24 protein-coding genes and 1 tRNA gene are annotated in these 26095 nt (G+C 64.0%); 10 read left to right on the top strand and 15 right to left on the bottom strand.

Annotation, left to right across the window (positions count from 1 at the left end; translation table 11 throughout):
- Positions 1–122 precede the first annotated feature (122 nt).
- On the bottom strand, positions 123–578 hold the full coding sequence (locus ACFSUD_RS09315) for an NUDIX hydrolase (protein ID WP_386373674.1): 456 nt from the start codon (positions 576–578) through the stop codon (positions 123–125).
- Between the two features lie 55 nt (positions 579–633).
- Between ACFSUD_RS09315 and ACFSUD_RS09310 the strand changes: the two genes are divergently transcribed.
- Positions 634–1887 (top strand): DNA polymerase IV, encoded by a 1254-nt coding sequence (locus ACFSUD_RS09310; protein ID WP_386373672.1) that lies wholly within the window; start codon positions 634–636, stop codon positions 1885–1887.
- A gap of 1 nt (position 1888) precedes the next feature.
- Here ACFSUD_RS09310 and ACFSUD_RS09305 read toward each other — a convergent pair whose 3' ends face one another.
- Positions 1889–2749: an N-formylglutamate amidohydrolase gene (locus tag ACFSUD_RS09305; RefSeq protein ID WP_386373670.1), complete on the bottom strand. Its 861-nt coding sequence runs from the start codon at positions 2747–2749 to the stop codon at positions 1889–1891.
- A 168-nt stretch (positions 2750–2917) separates the two neighbouring features.
- Here ACFSUD_RS09305 and ACFSUD_RS09300 point away from each other — a divergent pair.
- The 4 genes from ACFSUD_RS09300 to ACFSUD_RS09285 all read left to right on the top strand — a co-directional run bounded on the left by ACFSUD_RS09300 (position 2918) and on the right by ACFSUD_RS09285 (position 5451).
- Positions 2918–2992: transfer RNA gene (locus ACFSUD_RS09300), tRNA-Val, on the top strand.
- A gap of 87 nt (positions 2993–3079) precedes the next feature.
- On the top strand, positions 3080–3205 hold the full coding sequence (ykgO, locus tag ACFSUD_RS09295; protein WP_005850168.1) for a type B 50S ribosomal protein L36: 126 nt from the start codon (positions 3080–3082) through the stop codon (positions 3203–3205).
- Positions 3206–3422: 217 nt separating this feature from the next.
- A complete protein-coding gene (gene yghU / locus ACFSUD_RS09290) occupies positions 3423–4298 on the top strand; it encodes a glutathione-dependent disulfide-bond oxidoreductase (protein ID WP_386373668.1) in 876 nt (291 codons plus the stop codon).
- Positions 4299–4434: 136 nt separating this feature from the next.
- Positions 4435–5451 (top strand): Fe(3+) ABC transporter substrate-binding protein, encoded by a 1017-nt coding sequence (locus ACFSUD_RS09285; protein ID WP_386373666.1) that lies wholly within the window; start codon positions 4435–4437, stop codon positions 5449–5451.
- Positions 5452–5548: 97 nt separating this feature from the next.
- Here the strand turns inward: ACFSUD_RS09285 and ACFSUD_RS09280 are convergent, their stop codons facing one another.
- The 8 genes from ACFSUD_RS09280 to ACFSUD_RS09245 all read right to left on the bottom strand — a co-directional run bounded on the left by ACFSUD_RS09280 (position 5549) and on the right by ACFSUD_RS09245 (position 16054).
- Positions 5549–7198, bottom strand: a complete 1650-nt coding sequence (locus tag ACFSUD_RS09280) for an ABC transporter permease (RefSeq protein WP_386373756.1) — start codon at positions 7196–7198, stop codon at positions 5549–5551.
- A 162-nt stretch (positions 7199–7360) separates the two neighbouring features.
- Positions 7361–8587: a phenylacetate--CoA ligase family protein gene (locus tag ACFSUD_RS09275; protein ID WP_386373664.1), complete on the bottom strand. Its 1227-nt coding sequence runs from the start codon at positions 8585–8587 to the stop codon at positions 7361–7363.
- Between the two features lie 31 nt (positions 8588–8618).
- Positions 8619–9455 (bottom strand): ABC transporter ATP-binding protein, encoded by an 837-nt coding sequence (locus ACFSUD_RS09270; protein ID WP_386373662.1) that lies wholly within the window; start codon positions 9453–9455, stop codon positions 8619–8621.
- Positions 9456–9524: 69 nt separating this feature from the next.
- Positions 9525–10808 (bottom strand): ABC transporter substrate-binding protein, encoded by a 1284-nt coding sequence (locus ACFSUD_RS09265; protein WP_386373660.1) that lies wholly within the window; start codon positions 10806–10808, stop codon positions 9525–9527.
- Between the two features lie 183 nt (positions 10809–10991).
- Positions 10992–12068, bottom strand: coding sequence for a branched-chain amino acid ABC transporter permease (locus tag ACFSUD_RS09260; RefSeq protein WP_386373658.1), 1077 nt, complete (start codon positions 12066–12068; stop codon positions 10992–10994).
- A gap of 83 nt (positions 12069–12151) precedes the next feature.
- Positions 12152–13141, bottom strand: a complete 990-nt coding sequence (locus ACFSUD_RS09255; protein WP_386373656.1) for a branched-chain amino acid ABC transporter permease — start codon at positions 13139–13141, stop codon at positions 12152–12154.
- A 59-nt stretch (positions 13142–13200) separates the two neighbouring features.
- Complete coding sequence (locus ACFSUD_RS09250; protein ID WP_386373654.1) at positions 13201–14019, bottom strand: ABC transporter ATP-binding protein; 819 nt, start codon at positions 14017–14019, stop codon at positions 13201–13203.
- 76 nt (positions 14020–14095) lie between these two features.
- Positions 14096–16054 (bottom strand): AMP-binding protein, encoded by a 1959-nt coding sequence (locus ACFSUD_RS09245; RefSeq protein ID WP_386373754.1) that lies wholly within the window; start codon positions 16052–16054, stop codon positions 14096–14098.
- Positions 16055–16303: 249 nt separating this feature from the next.
- Here ACFSUD_RS09245 and ACFSUD_RS09240 point away from each other — a divergent pair, with 249 nt between their 5' ends.
- Genes ACFSUD_RS09240 through ACFSUD_RS09230 form a run of 3 tightly spaced genes read left to right on the top strand, consistent with a single transcriptional unit; the run spans position 16304 to position 19190 of the window.
- Complete coding sequence (locus ACFSUD_RS09240; protein ID WP_386373652.1) at positions 16304–18214, top strand: PAS-domain containing protein; 1911 nt, start codon at positions 16304–16306, stop codon at positions 18212–18214.
- Positions 18211–18912, top strand: a complete 702-nt coding sequence (locus tag ACFSUD_RS09235) for a response regulator transcription factor (protein ID WP_386373650.1) — start codon at positions 18211–18213, stop codon at positions 18910–18912. The genes ACFSUD_RS09240 and ACFSUD_RS09235 overlap by 4 nt, the downstream gene beginning before the upstream one ends.
- A 44-nt stretch (positions 18913–18956) precedes the next feature.
- A complete protein-coding gene (locus tag ACFSUD_RS09230) occupies positions 18957–19190 on the top strand; it encodes a WGR domain-containing protein (protein WP_386373648.1) in 234 nt (77 codons plus the stop codon).
- On the opposite strand, the gene ACFSUD_RS09225 is transcribed toward ACFSUD_RS09230, so the two are convergent.
- Complete coding sequence (locus ACFSUD_RS09225) at positions 19187–20386, bottom strand: hydantoinase/carbamoylase family amidase (RefSeq protein WP_386373646.1); 1200 nt, start codon at positions 20384–20386, stop codon at positions 19187–19189. The two genes, ACFSUD_RS09230 and ACFSUD_RS09225, sit on opposite strands and share 4 nt — an antisense overlap.
- A 202-nt stretch (positions 20387–20588) precedes the next feature.
- Here ACFSUD_RS09225 and ACFSUD_RS09220 point away from each other — a divergent pair, with 202 nt between their 5' ends.
- Both ACFSUD_RS09220 and ACFSUD_RS09215 read left to right on the top strand, forming a co-directional pair.
- A complete protein-coding gene (locus ACFSUD_RS09220; RefSeq protein ID WP_386373644.1) occupies positions 20589–21242 on the top strand; it encodes a histidine phosphatase family protein in 654 nt (217 codons plus the stop codon).
- A 105-nt stretch (positions 21243–21347) separates the two neighbouring features.
- Entirely contained in the window at positions 21348–22403 is a 1056-nt protein-coding gene (locus ACFSUD_RS09215; protein ID WP_386373643.1) for a saccharopine dehydrogenase, read from the top strand.
- 10 nt (positions 22404–22413) lie between these two features.
- Here the strand turns inward: ACFSUD_RS09215 and ACFSUD_RS09210 are convergent, their stop codons facing one another.
- The 4 genes from ACFSUD_RS09210 to ACFSUD_RS09195 form a co-directional block, all read right to left on the bottom strand.
- Positions 22414–23145 (bottom strand): SDR family NAD(P)-dependent oxidoreductase, encoded by a 732-nt coding sequence (locus ACFSUD_RS09210; protein WP_386373641.1) that lies wholly within the window; start codon positions 23143–23145, stop codon positions 22414–22416.
- Positions 23142–23705, bottom strand: a complete 564-nt coding sequence (locus ACFSUD_RS09205) for a DUF3833 family protein (RefSeq protein WP_386373639.1) — start codon at positions 23703–23705, stop codon at positions 23142–23144. The genes ACFSUD_RS09210 and ACFSUD_RS09205 overlap by 4 nt, the downstream gene beginning before the upstream one ends.
- A gap of 209 nt (positions 23706–23914) precedes the next feature.
- Positions 23915–24676, bottom strand: coding sequence for a DUF1365 domain-containing protein (locus tag ACFSUD_RS09200; protein WP_386373637.1), 762 nt, complete (start codon positions 24674–24676; stop codon positions 23915–23917).
- Positions 24673–25992 carry an NAD(P)/FAD-dependent oxidoreductase gene (locus tag ACFSUD_RS09195; RefSeq protein WP_386373635.1) on the bottom strand — a complete coding sequence of 440 codons (1320 nt, stop codon included), beginning with the start codon at positions 25990–25992 and terminating at the stop codon, positions 24673–24675. The genes ACFSUD_RS09200 and ACFSUD_RS09195 overlap by 4 nt, the downstream gene beginning before the upstream one ends.
- Positions 25993–26095 lie beyond the last annotated feature (103 nt).

Genomic DNA, 26095 nt, shown 5'->3' with positions numbered 1-26095 from the left:
TGCATCGGCAACAGGTGCCCCGCCGGGGCGGGCTGTCGCAATCCGTCCTATCGGCGGAGCCGCTTTTTTGCTAGTCTGGAAGCAGGTGATACTCCCCGACGAGCTGGTCTTCCTGAGGTTCGTCACCTCCCCCCGCTCACGCAGGCGGGGGGGCATTTCCTTGACATTTCCGCCGCATCACGCTCCGCCAGATAGGTTCTGAGCCGGGATTGAAACGCCGGTACCGCCCGGGGATGGGAAAGGAATGCGGTCTCGTCCATCAGCGCCCAGCGCTGCCCCTCGTTGCCGAAGACGACCTGCTCGGCCGCATCGGCGGCCAGATGGGCGACGTAGAAATACTTGCCCTGACCGTTCTCGTCGAACCGGCGCCCCCAGATCACCGCTTCCGGCGGCACGTCCAGGCCGAGTTCCTCGCGACATTCCCGCAGCGCGCAGGTCAGCGGCGCCTCCTCACCCTCGCGGCCGCCGCCGGGCAGGTCCCAATGGTCCGGAAAGGGCAGCGCAGGGTCCGTATCCCGCAGGATCACCGCCAGCTTCGGCCCGAGGTAAAGCGCCAGCTTGGCCCCTTCGTAATCCATGTTCAATCGCTCCTGACTGCATTAGACTGGCATACCATCGCAAGAGTGTACAACCATGCCCGCCCTGTGCCGTGACTGCCTATCCGAGACCCCCGCGGCGCGGCGCTGCCCGGCTTGCGGGTCGCCGCGACTCCTCGATCATCCGGAATTGTTCGATCTAACCATTGCCCATATGGATTGCGATGCCTTTTACGCCTCGGTGGAAAAACGCGACAATCCCGAGCTTGAGGGCAAGCCGTTGATCATCGGCGGCGGGCGGCGCGGGGTGGTGGCCACCGCCTGCTACATCGCGCGGATTCGCGGCGTCCGCTCGGCGATGCCGATGTTCCAGGCGCTGAAGCTCTGCCCCGAAGCGGTGATCATCAAGCCGCGCATGGAGGCCTATGTCGAAGCGTCGCGCGCCATCCGCGCGATGATGGAGGAGCTGACCCCGGCGCTGCAACCCCTGTCGCTGGATGAGGCCTTTCTCGACATGACCGGCACCACGCGGCTGCACGGCCATCCGCCCGCGGTGATGCTGGCCCGGCTGGTCCGGCGGATGAAGCGCGAGCTTGGGCTTACCGGCTCGATCGGGCTCAGCCACAACAAGTTCCTCGCCAAACTTGCCTCGGATCTCGACAAGCCGCATGGGTTCTCGGTGATCGGGAAAGCGGAGACCGTGGATTTCCTGCGCGAGCGGCCGGTCGGGCTGATCTGGGGGGTCGGGGCGAGCACGCAAAGGGCGCTGGAGAGGGCCGGGATCCGTACCTTTGCGGATCTGCTGCGCTGGGAGAAGATCGACCTGATCGCCCGGTTCGGCGGCATGGGCGAGCGGCTCTGGCATCTGGCGCGGGGGCAGGACCACCGCAGGGTCAGCGCCCATGAGCCGATCAAGTCGATCTCCAACGAGACGACCTTCCATGACGACACCAGCGATCCCGAAATCCTCGACGGGCATCTCTGGCGCATGGCCGAGAAAGTCGCCGACCGGGCCAAGGCCAAGGGGCTGGCCGGGCGGATCGTCACGCTGAAACTGAAGCGCGGTGATTTCAGACTGCTGACCCGGCGGATTTCGCTACATGACCCGACCCAGCTCGCCGACCGGATCTATCGCAGCGCCCGGGCACTCTTCGATCAGCTCGAAGATCCCGGCCCCTACCGGCTGCTTGGCTGCGGGATTTCGGATCTGAGTGCCGGTGACGGTGCCGATCTGGTAGGCGATCTGCTGGATCCGGAGGCCGTGCAGCGCAGCCGCGCCGAGCGTGCCACTGACTTGATCCGCGCGCGTTTCGGCAGCGATGCCATCCGCAAGGGCCGCGCGCTGCGCTAGCCTATTCCGCGGCCAGTTTCACCCGGTCCTCGCCGATCCGGGCAAGCTGGGCCACGACTCCGCGCAGCGCCTCCTGCACCGCTTCGAAATCGCCGTTCGGACGCACCAGCGCCTCGTTCATGTAAAGCGCGCGGTCGATCTCGATCTGCACCGCATGCTGATCGCGCGAGGGGCGTCCGTAGGCCTGGGTGATATAGGCCCCGGCGAAGGGCGCGTTGCGGGCCACGACGAATCCCGCGCCCCTGAACGCGTCCTCGATCCGGTCCATCACATCGGCGCTCGCCGCGGTGCCGAAACGATCGCCGAGCACCACGTCGGGACGGCGCATCCCCGTGCGCATCACCCCGTCCATCGCCTCATGCGGCATCGAATGGCAATCGAGCAGCACCGCCTGGCCGTGCCGACGATAGGCCGCGCTCAGCAGCCGCTGCACCATCTCATGATAGGGGCGCCAATAGGTGGCGATCCGGTGCTGCGCCTCGTGCAGCGACATCTTGCCGCGATAGATCGCCCGACCGTTGGCCACCACCCGGGGAATCACGCCGAGCCCGGAAGCGACGCGCGGATTGTGACCCTGACGCCGAACCCCTTCGATCAAAGCCGGGTCGAGTTCGTCGCTTGCACGGTTGAGATCCACATAGGCGCGCGGCGCGCCGGCCTTGATAAAGGTCGCTCCGAATTTCGGCGCGCAATCGAAGAGCAGATCGACAAAAGCATCCTCGGACGAGCGTATCGTATGTTCATCCAGCACCGAGGCGCGCAGGAAGGACCAGGGATAATCGCGCCCCGAATGCGGCGAGGCAAACACCACACAGGACCGGCTCCGGTCCGGATGCAGTACTTCAAACGCCGTCTTGGGCATATGTGTCCCCCTACCTTTCGGGTCACTGTCGACATAACTTACATAGCGCATGTTCAAAGAAAGCCAAAAGCCCTTGATCATGCCGGCGACTCCTTTTATAGCACCCAAACCGGCGCGGATTTCGCGCCTCGTTTTCTGAATGAGGCAAAGAGAATCGCGTTACATAGGGGGTGATTAGCTCAGCGGTAGAGCACTTCGTTGACATCGAAGGGGTCACTGGTTCGATCCCAGTATCGCCCACCACCTGTTTCACTGGCCCGGCTCCTGCCGGGTCGCCCGCAACCCCGGCGCTGGTCCGCGCGCCGAACTGAGAAGACTTAGGAGACGACCATGAAGGTTCGCAATTCGCTCCGCTCGCTCAAGAATCGGCACCGCGACTGCCGTGTTGTGCGTCGCAAGGGCCGCGTCTATGTAATCAACAAGACGCAGCGTCGGTTCAAGGCTCGCCAGGGCTGAACCGCATTACAAATTGATGTCAAAGGCTGTCCATCCGGGCAGCCTTTTGCATTTGGGAGAAGGACATGCGCCGTGCAGACGCATCCGCGCCGTTCCCCTTCACCTCACGGAATCGCGACAAGGCAGTTTTTGCGCTGGTCCTTGCCTGCGCAGGCGGCCACCTTACCTGCAGACCCGACCGGCCTCGCGCCGATGGCCCGCAAAGTGAGGATATCGCATGAGTGACAATATCGACTATACGCCGCCAAAAGTCTGGCGCTGGGATGCCGAAAGCGGCGGAAAGTTCGCCAGCATCAACCGACCCATTGCCGGGCCGACCCATGACAAGGAACTTCCGGTCGGCAAGCACCCGCTGCAGCTCTATTCGCTGGCCACCCCGAACGGGGTCAAGGCGACGGTGATGCTCGAGGAGCTGCTCGCCGCTGGCCATGAGGGCGCGGAATATGATGCCTGGCTGATCGATATTTCGGAGGGGGACCAGTTTTCTTCCGGTTTCGTCGAGGTGAACCCGAATTCCAAGATCCCCGCGCTGATGGACCGCTCCGGCGACACGCCACAGCGGGTTTTCGAATCCGGCGCGATCCTGCTCTATCTGGCGGAGAAATTCGACGCCTTCCTGCCGAAGGAAGCCGCTGCACGGACCGAAGCGCTCTCCTGGCTGTTCTGGCAGATGGGCAGCGCCCCCTATCTCGGCGGCGGTTTCGGCCATTTCTACGCCTATGCGCCGGAAAAATATGAATACCCGATCAACCGTTTCGCGATGGAGACCAAGCGCCAGCTCGACGTGCTCGACCGCCGCTTGGCACAGGACGAGTACCTCGCCGGAGAATATTCCATCGCCGATATCGCGAGCTGGGCATGGTATGGCCAGCTGGCACTCGGACGGCTCTATAATGCTGCGGAATTCCTCGATGTGACGACCTATGAACACGTCACGCGATGGGCCAAGGTGATCGATGCGCGCGACGCCGTGACCCGCGGTCGTATGGTCAACCGGAACTTCGGCGACGATCTTTCGATGCAACTGCACGAGCGGCATGACGCCTCGGATTTTGAGAACAAGACCCAGGACAAGCTGGAATCGCAGGGCTGACCTGCCTGCTCCGCCGCCGGGCGCGCGGCGGGGCGCCAATCCTAACAAAGTTACTCAGGATGCCTTGCGAAGGCAGGTCGAATCTGTTTCTTACGGTTTTAGTCAGATAACACTGCAACCAAATCGGGATTAGATTATGACCCTTTTCAAGACTTCCACCGCCGCGATCGCCCTGCTTGCGTCCGGCCTTCCGGCGCTCGCCGAGGGTGAGCTGAACCTCTATTCATCGCGCCATTACGACACCGACGAGCGGCTCTATTCCGATTTCACCGAACAGACCGGCATCACCATCAACCGCATCGAAGGCAAGGCCGACGAGCTGCTGGCCCGGATGCAGGCCGAGGGCGCCAATTCCCCCGCCGACGTGCTGCTGACCGTGGACACCAGCCGCCTCAAGCGTGCCGAGGATATGGAACTGCTGCAGAGCATCGACAGCGAGCTGCTCGAAGAGCGCATCCCCGCCAACCTGCAGGACGACGACAACCAGTGGTTCGGCTTCTCCCAGCGCTCGCGGATCATCTTCTACAACAAGGACGCGGTCGACACACCGCCGCAGACCTATCTCGAGCTCGCCGATCCAGCCTACAAGGGTCAGGTCTGCATCCGCTCCTCCTCCAACGAATACAATCAGACCCTGCTCGCCGCCATCGTGACCCATGAGGGCGAGGAAAAGGCCACCGAATGGGCCAAGGGCGTGGTTGCCAACATGGCGCGCGATCCGCAGGGCGGCGACACCGACCAGCTGCGCGGCATCGTCTCGGGTGAGTGCGACATCGCCGTGTCGAATTCCTATTACTTTGCCCGCGCCAATCGCATCGACGTTGACGGCGTCAGCAAGGACATCGACAAGATCGGCTGGGTCTGGCCCGACCAGGACGGCAACGGCGCGCATATGAACCTCTCCGGCGGCGGCGTCGCGGCGCATGCACCGAACAAGGAAAACGCGGTCAAGTTCCTGGAATATCTCGCCTCGGATTCGGCACAGAAATATTTCTCCGCCGGCAATGACGAATTCCCCACCGTAGAGGGTGCGGAACTGGCCGAGTCGGTGAAGAACCTCGGTGAATTCAAGGCCGACAGCGTCAATCTTGCAGAGGTTGCCGAGAACATTCCCACCGCGCAGAAGATCTTCGACAGCGTCGGCTGGAAGTGATCCTATCGGCCGTCGCCCCGGCGTCGGCCCCACCTGAGCGAAAGGCGGGCCAGACGGTCCGCCTTTTTCATGCCCGCTCACCATTTTCGCAAATCGCCTAGCGCTGCCGCCCGACCTGACGGCAGATCAGGATCACCGGCAGCAGGCCCATCGCCACGATCACCAGGCTCGGCACCGCTGCCCCGTCCAGCCGCTCATCGCTGGCCAGACGGTAAGCCTGCACCGCGAGCGTGTCATAATTGAAGGGCCGCATGATCAGCGTCGCGGGCAGCTCCTTCATCACATCCACGAAGACGATCAGCAGCGCCGTCAAGAGGCTCGGCGCGAGGATCGGCAGATGCACCCGCCGCAGGGTGCCGATCGGCGTCTGCCCGAGCGAGCGCGCGGCGGCGTCCATATTGGCATGAACCATGGACTGCCCGCCTTCATAGGCGCCGAGCGCCGCGGCGAGGAAACGCACCAGATAGGCCAGTACCAGCAGCCAGATCGACCCGGTGATCAGCAACCCGGTCGAGATATCGAATGTCGCGCGCATCCAGGCGTCGAGCGCGTTGTCAAAGGCGGCGAAAGGCACCAGTAGCCCGACCGCGATCACCCCGCCCGGCACCGCATAGCCGAGCCGCGCCACATAGGCCGCACCGCTCGACAGGCGCCCGGGCTTCAGCCGCCGGAAGAACCCGACGCTGATCGCCGCCAGCACCGTCAGCGCCGCCGCCACCCCTGCCAGGGTGACCGAATTGCGGATGAAGCCGAGGTAGCGCGGCGACAGCAGGTCCTGATCCGAGCCGATGCCCATGAACAGAAGCACGATCACCGGCAGCACGGCGCCGAACAGCACCGGGATGCCGCAGAGCGTCATCGCTGCGGCGGCCTTCCAGCCCCGGAGTTCGGCGGGCGGCAGGCGCTGCGCGCGCCGTGTCGGATCGTGGTATTTCGCCCGGCCCCGCTGCACCCGTTCGAGCATCGCCAGCAGCAGCGCGAAGCTCAGCAGGCAAAGCGCCAACTGCGCCGCCCCGGCCCGGTCGAAGAGGGTGAACCAGCTCGTATAGATGCCGGTGGCAAAGGTCTGGACGCTGAAATAGGCGACCGTGCCGAAATCGGCGATGGTCTCCATCACCGCCAGGAGCACACCCCCGGCGATGGCAGGCCGCGCCAGCGGCAGGCTGACCTTGAGAAACGCCCCCCAGGCGCTGGAGCCGAGCGCCCGTGCCGCCAGGAACGTCGTGCCGCTCTGCTGCAGGAAGGCCGCTCGCGCCAGCAGGTAGACATAAGGATAGAGCACCAGAACCAGCATCGCGGCGGCGCCGCTGACCGAGCGGATCTCCGGAAACCAGTAGTCGCGCGGCCCCCAGCCGGTCACATCGCGCAGTGTGGCCTGCACGATACCGGGATGATCCAGCACATGGGTATAGGCATAGGCCAGCACATAGGCCGGAAAGGCCAGCGGCAGCACCAGCGCGATCTCCAGCATCCGGGCGCCGGGAAACCGGGTCATCGTGACCAGCCAAGCGGCGCCGACGCCGATCATGAAAGTCCCGGTCGAAACCAGCGCTACCAGCAACAGCGTCGTGCCGGTATAGCGCAGCAGCACCGTGTCGAGCAGATGCTGTACGGTATCGGTGCCGCCGCTGATCGCCGCGAGCAGCACCGCCAGCATCGGGAGGGCACAGAAGCAGGCCACAAGGATCGCGGCGATGGCAAGCAGGCGCAGCCCGTCACGGCTGCGCGGTCTCGCGGTTTCGGGCATGTCTGAAATATTCGCGCTCATGGCTCTATTTCGACCATTTCACTCGGGATTGCCAGCCCCTGCGCTGCCCGCGGACGTTCGTGATTGCCGCATCTGGCGGGAGCCTCCGGCGGAGGTATTTATCACCCGAAGAAGCGCATGCGTGCGAACAGGGAAGCGACGTCAGTCGTAGCTTCGCTGATCCTCGATGACCAGCCCGTCATTGGGCAGGCTGCCCGGCGCGACGATCTCGACCTCGCCCTTGAGTTTCAGCAGCTGCGCCACCGATTGCGCATAGGCCTGCGCATCGCCGCCGGGGCTTTCGATCCGTACCAGCATGCTGTCCTGCTCGCCGCTGCGCCGGGCGATCACCCGGGCGCGGCGGATCTCCGTGTGCTGGGCGACCAGCGCCGCCACCTGCTCGGGCCGCACGAACATGCCCTTGATCTTGGCGGTCTGATCAGCGCGGCCCATCCAGCCCTTGATGCGCATGTTGCTGCGCCCGCAAGGGCTTTTCCCCGGCATCTCCGCGGAAAGGTCGCCGGTGGCGAAGCGGATCAGCGGATAATCCATGTTGAGCGTGGTCACAACCACCTCGCCGACCTCGCCCGGCGCCACCGGATCACCGGTGCCCGGCGTGACGATCTCGACGATCACCCCTTCATCGACGATCATTCCCTCCATCGCCGCACTCTCATAGGCGATATTGCCGAGATCGGCAGTGGCATAGCATTGCCTACAGGTAATGCCGCGCTCCGCGTAATACTCCCGCAGGGAGGGGAACAGCGCACCGCCTCCCACCGCGGCCTTGTCAATCTTCAGGGTGATGCCCATCTCCTCGGCCTTCTCCAGAATGACCTTCAGGTAATCCGGCGTGCCCGCATAGGCGGTACAGCCGACATCGCGCGCCGCCAGCACCTGCAGTTCGGTCTGTCCGGTCCCGGCGGGCAATACCGTCGCACCGACCGCCTGCGCGCCGGATTCGAAGATCATGCCCGCAGGGGTCAGGTGATAGCCGAAACAATTCTGCACGATATCGCCGGACCCGATGCCGACGGCATGCAGGAACCGCCCCATCCGCCACCAATCCGGCGCATTGCTCGAAGGCTCATAGATCGGACCGGGGGACTGGAAGACATGGCTGAACCCGTCAACGGGCCGCGTGGTGAAACCACCGAAAGGCGGTCGCGCCGCCTGGGCATTGCCGATCTCCGATTTGCGCAGCACCGGCAGTGCCGCCAGATCCCCTGCCCCCGTCACCCGCGCCGCATCCACCCCGGCCAGCAGATCGCCATAGCCGGGCAGGCTCTGAGCGCGGGCGATCTGCGTCGGCAGCGCCTCTGCCAAAGCCTCGGCGCGCGCCGCATCGCTGCGGATTTCCAGATCGTCGAAATAACTCTGCTCGGACATGGCGTTCACTCTCGTTTCTTGGTTTTGGGGCTCAGCTCAACCAACGCTTGCGGCGTCGGTAGGAGCGCACGTCGCGAAAGCTCTTGCGCCCCTCATCGGACATGCCGAGATAGAATTCCTTCACATCCTGGTTCTCGCGCAGATCCTTTGCAGGGCCGTCCATCACCACGCGGCCGGATTCCAGGATATAGCCGTAATGAGCAAAGCGCAGGGCCACGTTGGTATTCTGCTCGGCCAGCAGGAAGGTCACCCCCTCCTGTTCGTTCACCGATTTCACGATCTCGAAGATCTGCTCCACCAATTGCGGCGCCAGGCCCATGCTCGGCTCATCCAGCAGGATCATCTCGGGCCGCGACATCAGGGCTCGCCCGATCGCGCACATCTGCTGCTCTCCACCCGAGGTATAGCCCGCCTGGCTGCGCCGCCGCTCACGCAGGCGCGGGAAATATTCATAGACCATCTCGAGATCACGCTGCACCGCCGCATTGCCGTCTTTGCGCGTATAGGCCCCGGTCAGCAGGTTTTCCTCGATGGTCAGATGCTCGAAGCAATGCCGCCCCTCCATCACCTGCACGACGCCGCGTTTCACGGTATCGGCCGGATCAGCATGCTGGATCGGCTCGGCGCGATACTTGATCGACCCCTTGGTCACCTCGCCGCGTTCCGAGGCCAGCAAGCCGGAAATCGCCTTCAGCGTCGTGGTCTTGCCTGCGCCATTGCCGCCGAGCAGGGCGGTAATCCCGCCCTTTGGCACGTTCAGGCTCACCCCCTTCAGCACCAGGATCACATGGTTGTAGATCACCTCGATATTATTGACCTCAAGCAGGTTGTCGAGCGCGGCATCATTGGTGTTGGCGGCATCCAGCATCGGGCTTCACCCTTTCATAAATACTCAGATCCCCGGCCGCCACAGGCGCGGCGGCCGGAGGGTGTCGGCTCAGCCGCAATTCTTCTCGATGTTGTTCTCGCTGGCATAGGCCTGCGAATCCTCATCGATCAGCGGCTGGATCACCTCCATGTCGGTCTCGGCGAAATCCGAGATCAGCTTCCATTCCTCGGCCTCCGCATCCCATTGCGTGACCCCGACAAGACCGGTGCCGCCATGGTTCTCGCAGGACACCTTGAAGGAGGGGCCGAAGCCGGGCAGGCCGAGCGCGGCCATCTTCTCCTCGGTGATCTCCAGCGCCTCCATGCCGTCGCGCATCATCGTCGGCGTGATGTCCTTGGTGCCGTGGATCTCCTGCGCGGTCTTGGCCGCCTCGGCCGCCAGCATCGCCGCATAGAGACCGCGGTTATAGAGCACGCTGCCGATCTGATCGCCCGCACCGGCGGCCTTGCCGGTCTCGACCACGTATTTCTGGATATCATCGAACACCGGGAAATCGTCGCCCACACCATGGAAGGTCAAGGCTTTGTAGCCGTCCGCCGCCTTGCCCGCCGCGAGCACGTCATTCTCCGAACCGGACCACCAGATGCCGATGAAATTCTCCATCGGGAAACGGATGTTGGCCGCCTCCTGGATCGCCACCTGGTTCATCACGCCCCAGCCATACATGATCACGTAATCGGGTTTGTCGCGGCGGATCTGCAGCCATTGCGACTTCTGCTCCTGACCGGGATGATCGACCGGCACCTCGGCCAGCTCGAAACCATGTTTCTCGCTCAGCTCCTGCAGGGTGCGGATCGGCTCCTTGCCATAGGCCGAATTGTGATAGACCAGCGCGATCTTCTTGCCGCTGATATCGCCGTCGTTCTGCGCGAGGATGTAGTTCACCGCCCCCGAGGCACCGTTCCAGTAATTGGCGGGGTAATTGAACACATGGCTGAACACTTCACCATTCGCCGCCGATGTGCGCCCATATCCCATCGTATGCAGCGGGATATCATCCGCCGTCATCTTGGGAATGAGCTGATAAGTGATCCCGGTGGAAAGCGGCTGATAGACAATCCCGCCGCTGTCCTTCAGCGATTCATAGCATTCGACACCCTTCTCGGTGTTATAGGCAGTCTCGCATTCCGGCACCTGCGTCATCACACCGCCGATGCCGCCATCCCGCTCGTTGAGCAGGGTGAAATAATCCGCATAACCGTCAGCGAAAGGGATGCCGCCCGCCGCATAGGGACCGGTGCGATAGCTCAGCGACGGAAAGACCAGATCCGCCATCACCGGACTCGCGGCCATCAGTCCGGCCACGGCCAAGGTACCCAATTTGTATTTCATCATCATATCCTCCCTTTATGTTTCTCTTTACTGCCGGGTAGCACCCCTGGTCTGTCTCACTCCGGGCGGGGGTTCCGCCCCTTGCTCGTGACGCTCCCCAATCCGCGAAGGGCCACAATCTCAACGACGCCTCGGCCGCCCTCACGTAGGATGGGTGCTCGCACCCATCGCCCCCCGCACCCGCTAATGCGGGAACGGCCACAATCTCAGTTTCTCCTTGGCCACCCGCCAGAGCTGCGCCAGCCCATGCGGTTCGGCGATCAGGAAGACAATGATCAGCCCGCCGACGATCACCAGCTGCAGATGCGCGACGATGTCCGTGGGCCAGCCCAGCCAATCCACCCCGATGATCTTCAGCGCCACCGGCAGCAACACCAGAAACGCCGCGCCGGCAAACGAGCCGAAGATCGAACCGAGCCCGCCGATGATCACCATGAACAGCACCAGGAACGACTTGCTGATCCCGAAGGCCTCGCCGACCTCGACTGCGCCGAGATAGATCGCAAAGAACAGCGCTCCCGAAATCCCGATGAAGAAGGAGGAGACCGCAAAGGCGGTGAGCTTGGCACGCAGCGGATTGACCCCGATGATCTCCGCGGCGATGTCCATGTCGCGGATCGCCATCCACTTGCGCCCCACGGAGCCACGGGTCAGGTTGCGCGCCACCAGGGCCGAGCCGATGGTGAAGATCAGGCAGAACAGATAGGTCGCCCAGGCCTCGGTATTGGGGCCCGTGATCAGGATGCCGAACGTGTCCCGCTCCGGCGCGCTGATCTGCCCGGAGGCGGAGTAGTTATAGAACCAAGGTACCCGGTTGAACAGCCAGACAAGGAAGAACTGCGCGGCCAACGTCGCCACCGCCAGGTAGAACCCCTTGATGCGCAGCGACGGCAGGCCGAAGAGCACGCCGACCGCGGCGGTGATGAGGCCGGCCAGCAGCACATGGATGAACATGCTCACATCCGGCATCGCGGTCATCAGCTTGTAGCAGGCATAGGCCCCCACCGCCATGAAACCGCCGGTGCCGAGGCTGACCTGCCCGCAATAGCCGACGAGGATGTTGAGCCCGATCGCCGCGATCGCATAGATCAGGAACGGCAGGAACAGCGAGTTCACCCAGTAATCGTTGATGATGAAGGGCACCACCAGTATCGCGATGAACAGCACCGCGTAATAACGATAGCGGTCGAACCGGATCGGAAAGGTCTGCTGGTCCTGCGCATAGGACGTGTTGAAATCGCCCGCCTCACGATAAAACATGTTCAATCTCCCCTATCGTCTTCCGCCCCGCAGGGTGGGTGCTACCCACGCACCCCGATGATCGTATGCGCCCGCGTTCCATCTCAAACCCGTTCAATGATCTTCTCCCCGAACAGACCCTGTGGACGGAACACCAGGAACAGCAGCGCCAGCATATAGGCGAACCAGTTCTCGGTGGCCCCGCCGAGATAGGGCGCGCCGATCAGGAATTCGAAAAGCTTCTCGCCGACCCCGATGATCAACCCGCCGACGATCGCGCCCGGGATCGAGGTGAAACCGCCCAGCATCAGCACCGGCAGCGCCTTCAGCGCAATCAGGCTCAGCGAAAACTGGACGCCCGACTTGGCGCCCCACATGATCCCGGCGACCAGCGCAACGAAACCCGCCAGCGACCAGACCAGGATCCAGATGAAGTTGAGCGACACCCCGACAGACAGGGCCGCCTGATGGTCATCCGCCACCGCACGCATGGCGCGGCCCTGCTTGGTATATTGCGCGAACAGCACCAGCACGATCACCAGCACCGCCGCCACCAGCGAGGCGATGATGTCGAGATTGTCGATGAAGAAACCGTAGCCGGTCAGGTTGAACGTGGTCTCGTCGATATAGGAATTGATCCCCTGCGGCAGCCCGACATCGAGCGTCTTGATCTCCGACCCCCACATCAGGTCGCCGACCCCTTCGAGGAAATAGGCCAGTCCAATCGTCGCCATGAACAGGATGATCGGCTCCTGTCCGACCAGATACCGGAACACGAAACGCTGCACGCAATAGGCCAGCACGATCATCACCAGCATGGTCAGCAGGATCGCCACGAAGGCGTTCACATGCCAGCCGAAGTGATGCACATCGGTGCCGAAGATCGCGTTGATCAGATGGCTGAACGGCACCTGCCCGTCGATGATTCCGACCAGAGTCAGCGCCGCGAACAGCGCCATCACGCCCTGCGCGTAGTTGAAGATCCCCGAGGCCTTGTAGATCAGCACGAAACCCAGCGCCACCAGTGCATAAAGCACCCCGGCCATCAGCCCGTTCAGAAACACCTCGATGGTAAAGGCCAGTTGTTCAGGCATCACATTTCTCCCCTGCCAGATACCGACGCGATACCGACGTCAAGGCGACGTCAAACAGCTCACTCATGGGCCACCCCCAGATAGGCATCGATCACATCCTGGTTGTTGCGCACCTCGTCGGGTGTCCCGTCGCCGATCTTCTTGCCGTAATCCATCACCACGACCCGGTCGGAGAGGTCCATGACCACCCCCATGTCATGCTCGATGAGCGCGATCGTGGTGCTGAATTCGTCATTCACATCGAGGATGAAGCGGGACATGTCCTCCTTCTCCTCGACATTCATCCCGGCCATGGGCTCATCCAGCAGCAGGATCGATGGCTCGGCCGCCAGCGCCCGCGCCAGCTCCACCCGCTTTTTCAACCCATAGGAAAGCCGTGACACCGGGGTCTTGCGGATCGCCTGGATCTCCAGAAAATCGATGATCCTCTCGGCGACTTCCCGGTTCGCAACCTCCTCGTGCTCGGCCTTGCCCTTCCATAGGGACTGCCAGAACAATCCGGTCTTCATTTGCGTCAGCCGCCCGGTCATCACATTGTCGAGCACCGACATGCCCTCGAACAAGGCGATGTTCTGAAAGGTCCGGGCGATCCCCTGTTCGGCGACCTGATACGGCTTCATCGCCGGACGGCGGCTGCCCTTGTACCAGACTTCGCCCTCCTGGGGCACGTAAAAGCCGCTGATCACGTTCAGCATCGAAGATTTCCCGGCCCCGTTCGGCCCGATGATCGCCCGGATCTCGCCCTCGCGGATATCAAAGGAGATATCCTTGATCGCCTCGACCCCGCCAAAACGCAGGGTGATATTCTTCATCTCCATCACCACCGGACCGATCTGGCGACCGTCTTCCGTGGTGTAGCCCTCGGCAAGATCCTTCATGCCAGGCCTCCCTTCTTTGGGTCAAAAATACCTCCGCCGGAGGCTCCCGAATGCGCCGCGCGCGCCATCGTCGCGCTCATTGTGCCGCCATCTTCGCAGCACTCGGCCAGACCTTGGCGGCGCGCACTTCCAGGGTCGCCCTGATGCTGCCCTTGCGCCCGTCCTCATAGGTCACCTCGGTCTCGGTGCTGATCTTGTCGGAGCCGTCATAGAGCGCGGTGATGATATCGTGGTATTTCTCCTCGATGATCTTGCGGCGCACCTTGCGGGTGCGGGTGAGTTCGCCGTCATCGGCGTCGAGCTCCTTGTGAAGCACCACGAAACGATGCACCTGACAGCCCGACAGCATCTCGTCCTGGGCCACCGATTCATTGACCGCCTCGACATGGTCTTGGATCGTGTCCATCACCTGCGGATGGCGCGCCAGTTCCTGATAGGAGGCATAGCCGATGTTGTTGCGCTCCGCCCAGTTGCCGACCGCGGTGAGGTCGATATTGATGAAGGCGGTGCATTCGTTCCGCCCATTACCGAAGACCACCGCCTCGAGAATATTGGGGAAGAATTTCAGCTTGTTCTCGACGTATTTCGGCGCGAAGAGCCGACCGTCGGCCATCTGCCCGACATCCTTGGCGCGGTCGATGATGCGCAGATGTCCCGAGCCCTCCTCGATGAAACCGGCATCGCCCGTCGCGACCCAGCCTTCGGCATCCTTGGTATCGGCGGTGCTCTCGGGGTTCTTGTAATATTCCACGAAAACCCCCGGCGAGCGGTAGAACACCTCGCCATTCTCGGCGATCTTGAGCTCGACGCCCGGGCAGGTCACCCCGACCGTGTCGCTGCGCACCTCGCCGTCGGGCTGCGCGGTGATGAACACCGTCGCCTCGGTCTGTCCGTAGAGCTGCTTGAGGTTGATCCCGAGCGAGCGATAGAAATCGAAGATCTCCGGCCCGATCGCCTCCCCCGCAGTATAGCCCACGCGCACTCGGCTGAAACCCAGCGTGTTTTTCAGCGGCCCGTAGATGAACGCCTCGCCGAGCTTGTACTTGAACCGGTCCCACTGACCCACCGGGTGGCCGTCGAGAATGTCGGGGCCGACCTTGCGGGCATGGGCCATGCAGGTGTCAAACAGCCATTTCTTGATCCGTCCGGCATCCTCCATGCGGATCATCACATTGGTCAGCTGGGTCTCGAAGACCCGGGGCGGGGCGAAGTAATAGGTCGGCCCGATCTCGCGCAGATCGACCTGCATCGTGTCGGCGCTTTCGGGACAATTGGTGCAAAAGCCGGTCCACATCGCCTGCCCGACCGAGAAGATGAAATCGCCGACCCAAGCCATCGGCAGATAGGCGAGGATGTCATCGCTGCGGCGCAGATTGTCGAATTCCGACGAGGATTTCGCGGTCTCGATCACGTTGCGGTTGGACAGGACCACGCCCTTGGGCTTGCCGGTCGTGCCCGAGGTGTAGAGCATCACGCAGCGGCTGTCGTAATCGAGCCTGGCCTGGCGGCGTTCGAGTTCGGCGATATGGCTCTCGCGCTTCTCCCGTCCCAGCGCCTGCAATGCCTGGTATTGATCGAGCCTGCCATGATCGTATTTACGCAGGCCGCGCGGATCGAGATAGATGATCCGCTCGAATTGCGGCAGCTGGTCCTGCACCTCGATGACCTTGTCGACCTGTTCCTGATCGCCCGCAATCACGAAACGCGCGCCGCAATGTTCGAGCACATAGGCCATTTCTTCGGCATTGGCGTCCTGGTAGAGCGGTACCGGCACTGCTCCGGCCATCTCCGCGGCGATCATCGACCAGTAAAGATAGGGACGGTTGCGGCCGATCACGGCAACGAAATCGCCTTCGTTCAACCCGCGCTCGAGAAGCCCGATCGCCAATGCCTCGACCTCGTCACGGGTTTGGGACCAGGTCCAGCTCTGCCAGATCCCGTATTCCTTCTCACGATAGGCAGGGGCATTCGCGAATTGAGTCGCGTTTCGGTGCAGCAGCGCCGGAATGGATTCCACCCGGTCGGCACGCGTCATCTTGTCGGCCAAATTGTCTTCCTCCCATGCCCGTCGGCACCCGACGGGTCGATCGCTTGTGCGATTCTGATTTCCCATTAGGATGTGGGGACAGGAGTGGACGTCAACTTTTTCCTGATGTTTGCGTGAATCTAACGAATTGTAACAAGGGGCGGCGGCGGGCATGACGTGACGGCAGGACCTACCGGCGCAGCGCCGCTGTTGGCGCGTGCCCCGGTGGGATGCTATCCGCGCTGCGGGGAGGACAAGGTGCAGCACAAAGAGGAGCAGACCAAGGCGCTGACCACGGCAGGGCTCAACCTGATCGCGCAGGCATTGTCGATCTATGACCAGAACCTGCGGCTGGCGGTCTGCAACGCGCCGTTCCAGCAGATGTTCAACCTGCCCGATGAATTGATCACCCCCGGTGCGCGTTTCAAGGACACTTTGCTGCACCTTGTGCGCTCCGGCGAATATGGCGCCGTCGATGATGTCGAGAGTTTCGTCGCCGAACGGGTCGAGCAGGCCCGGGCCTTCCGGCCCCATTACATGGAGCGCACCCGCGCCAATGGCCGCACCATCAGCGTCGAGGGCTCGCCGCTGCCCCAGGGCGGCTGGGTGACGGTCTATACCGACATCACCCGGGTCAAGAAACAGGAGGCGCTGCTCAGGGCGCGTTCCGATGCGCTCTCCGATCAGCTGCTGGCCCATGCCGAGGAACTCGCCGCTACCAACCGCGAGCTGGCGGCGATGATCACCACGCTCGAAGAGACCAAGCGCCAGCTCACCGAAAGCGAGGCCCGCACGCGGCTCACGACCGAGATGATGCCCGCGCATATCGCCCATGTTGATGCCAGCGGCCATTACATCTATTCCAACCGTCGGCTGGCCGGGGTGATGCCGGGTCGGCCGAGCAACATCATCGGGATGCATATTGCCGAGGCGCTCGGAGTCGGGGCCTATGCGCGGATCGCGGCGGCACTGCAGCGGGCCTTCGAGGGCAATGCCGCCGTCTGCGAATTCACTGATGACGAATCCGCCCGGCGCATCCGCGGGGCCTTCACCCCGGACGGGCGCGGCGGGGTCTATATCATGTCGATGGATGTCACCGAGGAGACCCAGACGCGGGTCGCGCTGCAACAGACCCGCAAACGGGAGATTGCGGCGCAGATGATTTCCGGCCTCGCGCATGATTTCTCCAACCTGCTGACGATCATCCTCGGCATGCAATCCAAGCTCGCCCGGCTGCCGGACCTGCCCGGCGCGGCGGCCCCGCTGATCGACGGCACCCGTGCGGCCGCGCGGCGCGGCGGCGCGCTGCTGAGTTCGATCGCCGACATGACCGGCCCGCGCGCGATCCGCCCGGCGATGGTCGATCTCGATGCGCTGCTCGGCGATCTCTGCACCCTCGCGATGCCGACCCTGCCCCCGGCGGTCAGCCTTGCGCCGCGCAACGAGGCCACCGGGATGCAGGCGCTGCTCGACAAGGGGATGGTGCAGGACAGCCTGCTGAACCTGATCCTCAACGCCCGAGATGCCTGCGGCGCGGCGGGACGGATCAGCGTGACCTGTCGCCTGCTGCATGACACCTGGGTCGAATGGATCGTGCAGGATGACGGACCGGGATTTTCCGAAGCGGCGCTGCAGCGCGGCTTTGATCCGTTCTTCACCACCAAGGGCAGCGAGGGCTCGGGTCTCGGCCTGTCGATGGTCTATGACATGACCAAGTCGCTCGGCGGCGATCTGCGGCTCGGCAATGTGGTCACGGGCGGCGCGCTGGTGTCGCTGCGCCTGCCCTATCGCGCCCCGGTCACGGGCGCCACCGGGCTGGTGCTGCTGGTGGAGGATCGCGACGATCTGCGCGCGCTGCTGCGCGACATGCTGATGGATCTCGGCCATTCGGTGATCGAGGCGGCGAGCGCCGACGAGGCGAGCGCGCTGATCGCCGACCTGCCCGACATCGCGCTGATCCTCTCGGATATCCAGCTCGCGGGCGAGGCCACCGGGCTCGATCTGGCACGCCGGGTCGGGAGCGGCCTGCCGCTGCTGCTGATGACGTCGCTGCCGCCCGACGATCCGCTGTTCGGCGAGGCACAGCAGTTGGCGCCGGTGCTGCGCAAACCCTTTACGGCGCAGGATCTCGCGGCGTTGATCGCCCCTGCCGGGGGAGCAGCCGCATGAGCCGCCCGCTGATCACCATACTGGATGACGAGCCGGAGATCCGTACCATGCTCGCGGACGCGCTGGAGGATGCCGGGTTCGACACGCTCAGCTTCGGACGCGCCCGCAGTTTCGAAGCGGCGCTGGCCAAACATACGCCGGATGTCTGCCTCGTCGACCTCAGCCTGCCCGACAGCGACGGGCTGGCGCTGGTGCATCGCCTCGCGCTCGAACAGGGCGCCATCGTGATCATCATTTCCGGGCGCGCCGAGGTTCAGGACCGGGTGACCGGACTGGAGCTGGGGGCGGATGACTACATCATCAAACCCTTCGAACCCGCCGAGGTCGTCGCCCGTATCCGCGCCCGGCTGCGTGGTTCGAAACAGGCGAAGACCCCGGGCGACACCGCGCATTTCAACGGCTGGACCGCGCATTTCGACCGCTACATGCTGGAGGATGCGACCGGCAGCGAGACGCCCTTCTCCCATGCCGAAGGCGAGGTGCTGCGGCTGTTCCTCGATGCGCCGAAGCGGCTGATCAGCCGGGTGCAGATGCAGGAGAGCCTCGGCGGCGCGGCATCCGAGAGCTTCGACCGGGCGATGGACGTGCGGATCTCGCGGCTGCGGACCAAGCTGCGCGAGGACCCCAAGAACCCGCAGCTGATCAAGACGATCTACGGGGCGGGCTACATCTTTCTCGGGGATGTGAGCTGGAGCTGAGCGATGACGCTTGTCCGGTGCGCGGAATTGGCGATAATCGGCCTATGCTCGAATGTCTGCTCTATCGCCGCTGCCCTGCCCGCCGCCCGGCCTTCTACCGGGTCGAAATCACGCAGAACCTGTTCTCGGAAGTGTCGGTGCTGCGCGAATGGGGCCATTGCGGGACGCAACCGCGGGTGCTGGTCAATTGCTTCAGCAACCTGCGCGACGCGTCGAAAGCAGCCGATGGCTTCCGCGACCGGGCGCTGAGACGCGGCTATCTGCGCGCGGAGGTCTAGGCACCAAGCGTAGTCACCGCCCGCGCCAGCACCTCGACCCCGGCGACCAGATCGGCCTCGTCGGTATCTTCCGCGAAATCATGGCTGATGCCGTTGATCGAAGGCACGAAGAGCATCGCGACCGGCAATTGCCGTGCCACGTTGGTCGCATCATGCAGCGCACCGGACGACATCAGGCGCCACTTGCCCGGCGCCACGTCTTCTGCCGCCATTTCCAAGGCCTCCCGCAGACGCCTGTCCATCGCCACCGGCTCGAGCCCGCGCATCTCACCGAAGGTCAGCGTGAGGCCGCGCTCCTGCGCCACCGCCTGCGCCGTCTGCCGGATCTCCGCCTCCATGCGCGCCAGCCGCTCCGTGTCACCGTCGCGCCATTGCAGCGTCAGTCTGGCCTTGCCGGGCACAATAGATGTCGCGTTCGGATGCAGCTCCAGATGGCCGATGGTCCAGACGCTCTGCGGCGTCACGATGTTGCGCAGGGCGTCCTCAAGTTGGGTAGTGAAAGCCGCGACCCCCTGGAACGCATCCCGGCGCAGCGCCATCGGCGTGGTTCCCGCGTGGTTCTGTTGCCCCCCAAAGGTGATCTGCATGTCGCGGATACCGACGATATCACTGACCACGCCGATCTGCTCTCCGGCAGCATCGAGGCTCGGTCCCTGTTCGATATGCAGCTCGATATAGCCACTGAACTGAGCTAAGGCGACCGGACCTGTGACCATGTCGGCCAGCCCCCGACGCGCCTCTTCGAGGCTGACCCCGGCATGATCCCGAAGCGGATCCACAGCCTTCTGTGTCAGGTTGCCGGACCAGACATCGGACCCCGTGGTGATGCCGAACCGCCCTTCCTCGTCCTGGAACGCCACAACGGAGACCGCGGGGCCGCCCGCCTCGCGGCTGGCGCGGGCCACTTCGAGTGCCGCCACCACGCCCAGCGCTCCGTCGAGCCAACCGCCCTCGGGCTGGCTGTCGGCATGCGAGCCAAGCAGCAGCGACGGCGCCTCCGCCAGGCCGAAAAGATTGCCCATCGCGTCCATCGCGACCCGCAGCCCCGCCTCTTCCATACGCCCGGCGAGCCAGCGCCGCGCGGCGATATCAGCCTCGGAAAAAGCCGGGCGCATGACGCCTTTGCCAACGCCGGAGGCTCCGAAACTGCGCAGCTCGTGCAGGTCTGCAAGGAAACGGGCGCTGTCGATCTTCATCATTCCATCCTTCTGTCGCGAGGCGCCTCCGAGGGAGGACTTGCGGCCATAGGCCGAAAAAGCGCGACCCATGTCAAGGCGCCGCCCCCTGCCCCGACGCATCGATCCGCGAGAGGGCAGAATGACCCGCCGTCAACGAAGCAACCGCCCTTTCCACCCGTCGCGGCCTCGCCTATCAATAAGCCGATAGCGAAAGGCGACCATGTCCCACATCACACTCATCCGCCACGGTCAGGCCAATTCCACCGCCAAGGACGAGCGCAGCTACGACCGGCTCAGCGCGCTCGGTCACGAACAGGCGGCATGGCTCGGCGCACATCTGCGCGATACGCAGGCGGAGCATGTGCGGCTTTATACCGGCACCTTGCGCCGTCACGTGGAGACCGCAGAGGCGATGCAGACCGGGTTGACCCCGATCCGCGATGCGCGGCTCAACGAGCTGGAGTATTTCACGCTCGCAAGCCTGCTCGAGGAGCAGCATGGCATCCCCTTCCCGAGCGAGCCGACCGGCTTCACCCACCATCTGCCGCAGGTCTTCGATTACTGGAAATCGGACCGTTTCGAGCGGCCGCCGGAAAGCTATCTCGCCTTCGAGACGCGGGTGCAGGAGGTGCTGCACGAGATCGCCGAAGGCGACGGACCGGCGCTGGTGGTCACCTCGGGCGGACTGATCTCCATGGCGATGGCGCAGGCCATGGGGCTCGGCACGCCCGCCATGGCGCGTATCGCGCTGGCCATCATGCATACGTCGATCCACCGGCTGTTCCCGATCGGCGGCCATTGGGCGCCGGTTCTGTTCAACGCCGTGCCGCATCTCGACCGGCCCGACCGGCGCGCCGCGCAGACCCATATCTGAGAGGGGCGCGCCATTGCCATGTGATGCGCCGTTGCACATCCACAGATCCACGCGCCGCAGACCCCCACGGCGCCCGGGCAATCCGCAGCAGGAGAATGAACCGAGATGACACATCTATGGCTGCGCGCCGAGCAGCGCGACAATGAAACCCGCGTCGGACTGACCCCGGAAGGCGCCGCGGCGCTGATCGACGCCGGAATGCGTATCACCGTCGAGGAGTCACAGACGCGGGTGATCCCGACGAAGGCCTATGCCGATACCGGATGTGACATCGCACCGACGTTTTCCTGGCCCGACGCGCCGCGGGACGCGATCATCTTCGGGCTCAAGGAACTGCCAGAGGATGGCCGCCCGCTGGCCCATCGCCACATCATGTTCGGCCATGCCTACAAGGGCCAGAGCGCGGGGCGGAACCTGCTGGAACGGTTCCGCGCCGGGGGCGGTACGCTGCTCGATCTGGAATATCTCACCGATGCGCAGGGCCGTCGCGTCGCCGCGTTCGGATATTGGGCGGGTTTCGCCGGGGCGGCGGTGACCCTGCAATGCTGGGCGGCGCAGCACCAGGGCGGCATTGCCGGGCCGGTCACGCCCTGTGCCGATGCCGATGCGTTGAAGACCGAGCTTGCGCAGACGCTTGCCGACACCGGGACAGCCCTGCCGGATGCGCTGATCATCGGCGCGCTCGGGCGCGTCGGGCGGGGTGCGTCGGATCTCTGCGCCGCCATGGGGGTTAAGGTCACCGGCTGGGACATGGCCGAAACCGCCAATGGTGGTCCGTTCCCGGAAATACTCACGCATCAGCTTTTCATCAATTGCATCCTCGCGGGACCGCAGACGCCGGTCTTCGTGCCGCGCGAGGCGCTCACGACGCCGCGTGCCCTGCGGGTGATCGGCGATATCGCCTGTGATCCGGACAGCGACTTCAACCCGGTGCCGGTCTATGACCGCGCTACCTGTTGGGCCGCCCCGGCCCTGCGGGTGCATGGGACGCCGCCGCTCGACGTCATGGCGATCGACAATCTGCCCTCGATGCTGCCGCTGGAAAGCTCAGAGGATTTCGCCGCGCAATTGCTGCCGACGCTGCTGGCGCTGCGCGATACGCAGGACGAGACCTGGCAGCGTGCCGAGAGGCTCTTTCACCGCCATCTCGACAGCATCTGACCCGTTTCGGTCAGGAGAAGAGGCGGAAATAGAGCCAGTCGGGCAGGACTTGCGCGCCCCTGAACAGCAGCGAGAAGGCGCCCGGAAAGCTGCACTTGAACCGGTCGCTGCCCATATGGTCGAACATGTACCGCGCCGCTGTCTCGGGGCTCATCAGCTGCGGCATGTGAAAATCGTTCCTGTCGGTCAGCCGCGTCTTGATGAATCCGGGCAGCACGACCTGCACCTCCACCCCGGTCTTGCGCAGATCGGCGCGCATGCATTCAGCCAGCGACAGGCTGCCGGCCTTCGATGCGGTATAGCCGATCGAACCGGGCAGGCCACGGAAAGCAGTGAGACTCGAGGTGATGACGATATGACCGCGATCGCGGGCAACCATTTGCGGCACGACCGCGCCCATGACCCGCACCAACCCGGTGAAGTTGACATCCGCCATCTGCACCGCCTGCTCGGCGTTCCAGTCCCGCGCGCCGAATGGCCAATAAACCCCGGCGAGGAATACCACCCCATCGACCGGTCCGACGGCAGCGGCCGCTTGCGCGACGCTGTCGGCATCCGCCACGTCGATCACCTGCACGCTGGCCCGCCCCGGCAAGCGCGCCGCCAGTGCCTCGAGCCTGTCCGCGCTGCGTGCCGACAGCACCAGTTCGACCCCGGCACGGCTCATTCTTTCGGCCAGCGCCGCGCCGAGCCCGTCGCTGGCGCCGATCAGCCAATAGCGTTTTGCGATCCAATGTCTCATATGTCATCCTTCGGTCTGATCGTGGCCACCAGCTCTGCGACCTTGATGCCGTATTTGCGGAACTGGCTGCGGTTCACCAGCGTTCCAGCAGGTGTCAGGTACAGCCAATCGACAGTGTGCAGCACATGCCCGCCCTGTTCGGGCGGCAGGCGAATGGCGTAGCACAGGCGCAGCGCCGGGCCGCATTGCTCGCCCCGTGCCTTGCCGAGCACGTCGGGCGCCGTTGCGGTGAAATGCCCGGAATCGCCGAGCTCGATCGCCCATTCGCGGTTCTGACGCGAGCGATCATCATAGAGGAAATCCTCCCGCAGCACGCCCCGCCGCCCCTGCCAACGCATGTCGAAATCGGCGGTAAAGGAGCTGGTCATGCGTCCGAACGGGCCGAAGATCACGCCCTCGCAGATCATCTTGCCATCGAGCGTGCGGCGGATGTCGAGCTCGTCGAACCCTTCTGCATAGTCGCTCGGTCGCTGCCCGGAAAAGGAACCATAGCGGCAGCGCAACCAGATCACGCCGCTCGCCAGGACCAGGCCGGTAGCGAAAAACAACAGCGGTTCCATCGAAACGTCCCTCTCTCCAAGCACATGGGCCACTCGAAGCGAGCGTTTCGCATCCGCAGGTCAGTGCCGCGTCGCGGTTCCGCTCGCCGGTCGCTGGCGTCCGGCAGGCTCCAATGCCGGACCTAGAGCGGGGTCGGCGAAAGCCAATGTGATCCCGGCAAATTGTTACCGTCGCGCCGCCGGGCTGACGCAAACGCGCGGCCGGGACCTCACCCGCGCGTGACCTCGCGCTCCGGCGGTGTCGGGCGGGGACGAAAGCGCGCGCGTTTGAACCAGAGCTTAAGCGCCTGCCAATGGATCAGCGCCAGCACCCGGCGCGCCCCGAAGGGACGCCGCCAGAGCGCGCGCAGGATCGCGGCATTATCGAGCGGCGCCCGCGCGCCGGTCAGCGTGGCGACTAGCCCGCCATCCTGCCGCTCATAGTCGATCCGGATTGCGATCCGCTCGGCCCCTATGTCGAAGCGAAACCGATAGGTGCCCGCGACCGGCTGGAAGGGGGAGACATGCAGCACCTTGCCTGCCTGCAGACAATCCTCCGGGCGGATCGGCGACAGGTCAGCGTGATGGCAGAGATAGCTGTGACGGTCGCCATAGGTATTGGTGACCTCGGCAATCGCCGCGATCAGCGCCCCGTCGTGGCGGCGGCAGAGCCAGAAACTTACCGGGTTGAAAACATGGCCGAGAACCCGGGGTTGGGCCAGCAATTCGATCCGCGTGACAGCACCGATCCCGTTCTCCGACAGGACGTCGCGCACCCAGGCCGCGCCGCGCCCTGCCCCCGGGGTTCCGCCGTGATCTATATCCCATAGCGAGCTTGGCCCGCGCCGGTTGCGCGCGAAGAGAAGTGGCGTGTCGAGCTCGGCCTCGGCGTCAATCAGGATGTAGTCAACGGAATAGCGAAACGCGTTTGCGACTGCGCCCTTGCGCCCGTGAAAGGTCTGCCCGGCGATATGATCGGGCCGGGCTTTCATTCCGCTGCCAGCGGCCGCGTTGCCGCGCTCTTGAGTGCACGTGCGACGTCGAGCGCGCTGCCGAGCCCGTCCTCGTGAAAGCCGTGCCGCATCCAGGCGCCGCAGAACCAGGTGTCCCGCTGACCGTTCAGCGCCCTGATCTCCTCCTGGGCCGCGAATGCCTGGAGGTCATAGACCGGATGTCGCAGGGTAACCTGATCATAGATCAGGTCCTGGCGGATCTCGCGCCGGGTGTTGAGGGTGACGAAATGCGGGTCATCCTGCGGGATCGGCTGCAGCGAATTCATCCAGTAGGTCAGGTCGATCCGCTCCGAACGGGCTGCGCTGTCCTCGGTATAGACCCAGCTCGCCCAGGTCGCCTTGCGCTTGGGCATCACGGAAGCGTCGGCATGAAGGATGATGTCATTGGGCTGATAGCGGATCGCCGAGAGAGCATTGCGTTCCCGGGGCGTGGCGTCGGACAAGAGCGCCAGGGTATCGTCGGAATGGGTGGCGAAGATCACCTGGTCGAAACCTTCCCATTCGCCGCCCGCGCCTTTGATCTCGACCCCGGCAGCCCGGCGCCGCACCCCCTGCACCGGCGCATCGAGCCGGATCGTGACGCCCGCCTGACGCAACCGCGTTTCCAGCCGCATCACATATTGCTGCGAACCGCCCGCGACCGTGTACCATTGATGCTGGCCGGAATAATTGAGCAACGCGTGGTTCTCGAAGAAATTGACCATTGCATGGGCGGGGAAATCCATGATCTTTTCGGTCGGCGTCGACCAGATCGCGCCGGAAAGCGGCGAGAGGTAGTAATCCCGAAAATAGCTGCCGGTACCGAGCACCTTGAGGAATTCGGCAATGCTGAGCGAGCGGTCCTGCGCCACGCTGAGGGCCGTCTTGTTGAACCGGAAGATGTCGCGCAACATGCCGATGAAGGCCGGGTTCAACATGTTGCGGCGCTGCGCGAAGACCGCGTTGAGACTGGTCAGCGCGTATTCGAGCCGTCCGCCGTCGATCGAGGCGCCAAAGCTCATGTTGGAGGGCACGATGGGCACGTCGAGCTCGTCAAAGAGCGCCGAGAGATGCGGGTAATTGGCGTGGTTGAAAACGATGAAGCCGGTATCAACCGGCTGATCGCCCCGCTTACCGGCGGTCACCGTGCGGGCATGGCCGCCGAGCCGCGATCCGGCCTCGATCAGGGTCACGTCATGCTCGGCGCAAAGGTAATGGGCTGCGCCCATCCCCGATATTCCGGCGCCGATCACCGCGATTTTTTGGCGGAGGGAATGGTCCCGTGCTGGCGCGAGGTCCAGAGCTTCGAATGGCATTGGCGGTGGTGTTCCCGTGATAAGCGGCGTTTGTTGGGCCTATACGGTGGAGCCACGATCCAATTAGTAAACAAGTTGCACGAAATATTGAGGAGGCAAGCGA

Source organism: Sulfitobacter aestuarii (assembly GCF_042685005.1).
In the GTDB taxonomy this organism is placed as follows: Bacteria; Pseudomonadota; Alphaproteobacteria; order Rhodobacterales; family Rhodobacteraceae; genus Sulfitobacter; species Sulfitobacter aestuarii.
Note: the sequence above shows the minus strand (reverse complement) of the source record. Positions and strands in the feature narration are given on the sequence as shown.

Bases quoted from the DNA above. Each gene is read 5' to 3' on its own strand.
- ACFSUD_RS09285 (WP_386373666.1), top strand. From the start codon at position 4,435: ATGACCCTTTTCAAGACTTCCACCGCCGCGATCGCCCTGCTTGCGTCC.
- ACFSUD_RS09215 (WP_386373643.1), top strand. From the start codon at position 21,348: ATGACACATCTATGGCTGCGCGCCGAGCAGCGCGACAATGAAACCCGC.
- ACFSUD_RS09200 (WP_386373637.1), bottom strand. From the start codon at position 24,676: ATGAAAGCCCGGCCCGATCATATCGCCGGGCAGACCTTTCACGGGCGC.
- ACFSUD_RS09270 (WP_386373662.1), bottom strand. From the start codon at position 9,455: ATGCTGGATGCCGCCAACACCAATGATGCCGCGCTCGACAACCTGCTT.
- ykgO (WP_005850168.1), top strand. From the start codon at position 3,080: ATGAAGGTTCGCAATTCGCTCCGCTCGCTCAAGAATCGGCACCGCGAC.
- ACFSUD_RS09315 (WP_386373674.1), bottom strand. From the start codon at position 578: ATGGATTACGAAGGGGCCAAGCTGGCGCTTTACCTCGGGCCGAAGCTG.
- ACFSUD_RS09305 (WP_386373670.1), bottom strand. From the start codon at position 2,749: ATGCCCAAGACGGCGTTTGAAGTACTGCATCCGGACCGGAGCCGGTCC.
- ACFSUD_RS09280 (WP_386373756.1), bottom strand. From the start codon at position 7,198: ATGCCCGAAACCGCGAGACCGCGCAGCCGTGACGGGCTGCGCCTGCTT.
- ACFSUD_RS09205 (WP_386373639.1), bottom strand. From the start codon at position 23,705: ATGGAACCGCTGTTGTTTTTCGCTACCGGCCTGGTCCTGGCGAGCGGC.
- ACFSUD_RS09195 (WP_386373635.1), bottom strand. From the start codon at position 25,992: ATGCCATTCGAAGCTCTGGACCTCGCGCCAGCACGGGACCATTCCCTC.
- ACFSUD_RS09235 (WP_386373650.1), top strand. From the start codon at position 18,211: ATGAGCCGCCCGCTGATCACCATACTGGATGACGAGCCGGAGATCCGT.
- ACFSUD_RS09255 (WP_386373656.1), bottom strand. From the start codon at position 13,141: ATGCCTGAACAACTGGCCTTTACCATCGAGGTGTTTCTGAACGGGCTG.
- ACFSUD_RS09245 (WP_386373754.1), bottom strand. From the start codon at position 16,054: ATGACGCGTGCCGACCGGGTGGAATCCATTCCGGCGCTGCTGCACCGA.
- ACFSUD_RS09250 (WP_386373654.1), bottom strand. From the start codon at position 14,019: ATGAAGGATCTTGCCGAGGGCTACACCACGGAAGACGGTCGCCAGATC.
- ACFSUD_RS09220 (WP_386373644.1), top strand. From the start codon at position 20,589: ATGTCCCACATCACACTCATCCGCCACGGTCAGGCCAATTCCACCGCC.
- ACFSUD_RS09230 (WP_386373648.1), top strand. From the start codon at position 18,957: ATGCTCGAATGTCTGCTCTATCGCCGCTGCCCTGCCCGCCGCCCGGCC.
- ACFSUD_RS09275 (WP_386373664.1), bottom strand. From the start codon at position 8,587: ATGTCCGAGCAGAGTTATTTCGACGATCTGGAAATCCGCAGCGATGCG.
- ACFSUD_RS09310 (WP_386373672.1), top strand. From the start codon at position 634: ATGCCCGCCCTGTGCCGTGACTGCCTATCCGAGACCCCCGCGGCGCGG.
- ACFSUD_RS09260 (WP_386373658.1), bottom strand. From the start codon at position 12,068: ATGTTTTATCGTGAGGCGGGCGATTTCAACACGTCCTATGCGCAGGAC.
- ACFSUD_RS09210 (WP_386373641.1), bottom strand. From the start codon at position 23,145: ATGAGACATTGGATCGCAAAACGCTATTGGCTGATCGGCGCCAGCGAC.
- yghU (WP_386373668.1), top strand. From the start codon at position 3,423: ATGAGTGACAATATCGACTATACGCCGCCAAAAGTCTGGCGCTGGGAT.
- ACFSUD_RS09225 (WP_386373646.1), bottom strand. From the start codon at position 20,386: ATGAAGATCGACAGCGCCCGTTTCCTTGCAGACCTGCACGAGCTGCGC.
- ACFSUD_RS09265 (WP_386373660.1), bottom strand. From the start codon at position 10,808: ATGAAATACAAATTGGGTACCTTGGCCGTGGCCGGACTGATGGCCGCG.